3 protein-coding genes are annotated in these 3,143 nt (G+C 43.4%); 1 reads left to right on the top strand and 2 read right to left on the bottom strand.

Annotation, left to right across the window (positions count from 1 at the left end; translation table 11 throughout):
* Nucleotides 1–124: 124 nt before the first annotated feature.
* Both LOSG293_RS09595 and LOSG293_RS09590 read right to left on the bottom strand, forming a co-directional pair.
* On the bottom strand, nt 125–775 hold the full coding sequence (locus LOSG293_RS09595; protein ID WP_034529803.1) for an N-acetylmuramoyl-L-alanine amidase: 651 nt from the start codon (nt 773–775) through the stop codon (nt 125–127).
* 115 nt (nt 776–890) lie between these two features.
* Complete coding sequence (locus tag LOSG293_RS09590) at nt 891–1,733, bottom strand: DegV family protein (protein ID WP_034529800.1); 843 nt, start codon at nt 1,731–1,733, stop codon at nt 891–893.
* A 192-nt stretch (nt 1,734–1,925) separates the two neighbouring features.
* On the opposite strand from LOSG293_RS09590, the gene LOSG293_RS09585 reads away from it, so the two are divergent.
* Nucleotides 1,926–3,038 carry a family 8 glycosyl hydrolase gene (locus LOSG293_RS09585; RefSeq protein WP_034529799.1) on the top strand — a complete coding sequence of 371 codons (1,113 nt, stop codon included), beginning with the start codon at nt 1,926–1,928 and terminating at the stop codon, nt 3,036–3,038.
* Nucleotides 3,039–3,143 lie beyond the last annotated feature (105 nt).

Genomic DNA, 3,143 nt, shown 5'->3' with positions numbered 1-3,143 from the left:
ATGGCATGACCCCGAAAGAATTTCGGAATCATGCCATTCTAAAAACTGCATAGCTATTTTAATTATTTGAACTGTCTACTTGACTCGGAGCAGTCCCGCAGTTCGTTTGATAATGTTTTTTTAATTACTTAATTTTCTCGTTCGTAATGGCCTCAATGTAGCCCTTTGCGATTTTATCGAGGTTGCGGTTAATCCGTTTGTAGTCGGTTTTGCGATCGATAAATCCGGTTTCCACTAAACTGTAATCGATGCCTCGACGACGCAATACGTTACAGTTTTTCAAGTTGGTTCGGTAGCTGTAACTACGATAGGCAGGGTTTAAGCCGACATATTTTTTGATAATTTTGGCCATCTTCTTGTCGCGAGTCGTTGGCTTCCGCTTGTGAATGATAACGTGGCCACCACGACCACTACCGGCATCCAAATGGAACATGATGACCGTGGTCGACTTTTTAATCTTATATGAACCTTTGTGATAAACGAGGGTATCGCGTACAATATCGTGCTTTGGATTATAAATGGTGACGTTGCTGTTTTTAACTTCCTTGGCATATTCTTGGAGCTTTGGCATCAACTTTTTCCGCATGAAAGTGGCTTCCATTGTGCCATTTCCCCGGGCACCCGGATCACCAGCGCCGTGACCCATTACCAATAAGTAGTGGTGTTTAGCCTTGGCTTGAACGGTACTGGGCTGACTCGTTGCCAGTCCCAGTGCTAACATGGCCAAAAAAGTGACTGCCATCATTGCGAGCTTCTTAAATCTCAAAGTTTTCATATTACTCCTCCTAGAGTGACGAAATAGAGATTATTATATCATTAAAATTATTATAGAATGATTACTTATTCAAACAAAAAAGACGTTGATCGGCTAGATTAACGTCTTTCATTCGTTATTCCGTATAATAAAACAGGCAGAACGCACCAATCCCACCGTGCGTTGCGAGCACTGGTGAAATGGCGTGAATTACAATTTCAGTATCTGGAAATTTCTCGGCTAGGACCGCCTTCATCTCAGCAGCCCGCTCAGCATTCTGTACGTGAGAAATACCAATTGCCTTGATATGGTTCGCCTTCGCCATTTCAGCGTAAACATCATCAAAGAATCGGTTAATCGGCTTGATGCCGCGACCCTTCTTTTGGATTTCTAGTTGGCCATCAATGATTTCGATGACGATTTTGACGTTCAGGAGACTCGTTACCATTCCGGCAGCCTTGCTAATCCGGCCACCAGCTACTAGGTTATCCATGTTTAACACTGCAAGGTAGGCTTTTGAATGTTGTTGAATTTTTTTAATTTCAGCTGTGATTTCGGACATTGAGGCGCCAGATTCAGCTAATTCGGCGGCAGCCAGAATTTGAAAGGCACTTCCGCGATCACCAGAAAGGCTATCGACAATCGTGACGTCCGCCGTGGATAGCATAGCGGCTTGGTGAGCTGCGTGAACAGTTCCGCTCATGCTTTCGGTGATATTAATACAAAGGACTTCGTTACCATCGGCTCCAGCCTCGTTAAAGGCGTCCACGAACGTCCCGATTGGTGGTTGTGATGTTTTAGGGAGGGCTTTGGCGTTCGCCATCATATCAGGGAATTCGTCACTGGTAATGGTCTTACCGTCAACGTAAATCACGTCATCAATCATAACCGTCAAAGGAACGACGCCAATGTGATAACGATCAATTTCGGCCTGTGTTAAACCTGTGGCAGAGTCTGTAACGATTTTGATATTGGACATGTAGGTCACCATCTTCTTGAGTTTGAGAAACGGACTATCTATATAGTATTGTAAACTAGGTAACGTAGTTTTCAATAACAATATAGGATATTAACTAATTTTTAATGTCCCCCAGTTGAAATTAGGGGACTAATATCAGTGAAAAAGACTGCTATAATAAAGGCAGTTAAGTAAAAAAGGGGATCAGTAAAAATGAAATCAAAACGCATTTGGGCGGGCGTCTTGGGCGCCACAGTAGCACTTGGCCTTTGGTTTGGTATCGCAGCACTAGCACCACAAACTGCGCAAGCCAGCCAGGCCACCACTTGGTATAAGCAATGGGAAAAAACGTACGTTGGTGGCAAAACGCAGAAGTATGTTAAAGCTAATGATACGCAAGCTTACTCAGAAGGGCAAGGTTATGGTATGTTGGCAACCGTATTAGCAGCTAAAAAAGGTGCAAATACGCATACAACTTACAACCAAATGTACCGGTACTACCGGGCTCACCGAATTTCTAGCAGTAATCCATTAATGGAATGGCGTCAGACCAAGCAAGGTAGCAAAATGGTCAGCAACGGCGGTTACCGAAACAGTGCCACCGATGGCGATTTGGATATTGCCTATTCTTTAATATTGGCAGATAAAAAGTGGGGTAGCAAGACTGTTAACTATAAGCAAGCGGCCAAGAATTTGTTGAAGGCGATTAAGAAAAACGAAATCAACCAGACCACTTATTTACCTAAAATGGGGAACTGGGCAACCAGCAGTTATGATCAAAGTAAGTTACGGACTGCTGATTTGATGACGGGTTACTTCAAAACTTTTGCGAAATACACTCATGACAGTTTCTGGACCAAGGTCGCTAGTCACAGTCAAACGGCTGTGAAGAAGCTAAGTGCACGTCATAAAACCGGCTTGTTCCCTGATTTTATTCGCGCAACCGGTGGCAGCATTAAATTGTCCGCAGTCAAAGCTTATCAGGTTGAGGGCGAAAGTGATAATCAATACGGCTACAATGCCACTCGGGTGCCTTGGCGATTAGCTCAAACTTACAAGATGACTAAGGACGCTACAACTAAAAAGGCTTTGAAGAAGCAGCTCGCTTTCTTCAATAAAAAGAAGCACATCACGGCGGTATATACGTTAAGTGGAAAGGCAGTTAACAGCTACCAAAACACGGCGTTTACGTCTCCCGTGAACTATGCGGCTAAGGTGATGAAGCAAAAGAGTCTGCAAGCCAAGACGGCCAAGCAATTACCAAAATCGATTGAAAAGAATAATTACTTCTCAGCAACGTTGCAAGTGGTAACGGCGTTGAGCTAGAGGAACGAAGGGGCTGTGACATAAGTCCCAAAATAAAAGGCACTACCGTCAGATTTTAAAAACTGATGGTAGTGCCTTTTTGATATAATGAAAAATAAAAAAAGA

The organism is Secundilactobacillus oryzae JCM 18671 (assembly GCF_000740055.1).
In the GTDB taxonomy this organism is placed as follows: domain Bacteria; phylum Bacillota; class Bacilli; order Lactobacillales; family Lactobacillaceae; genus Secundilactobacillus; species Secundilactobacillus oryzae.
Note: the sequence above shows the minus strand (reverse complement) of the source record. Positions and strands in the feature narration are given on the sequence as shown.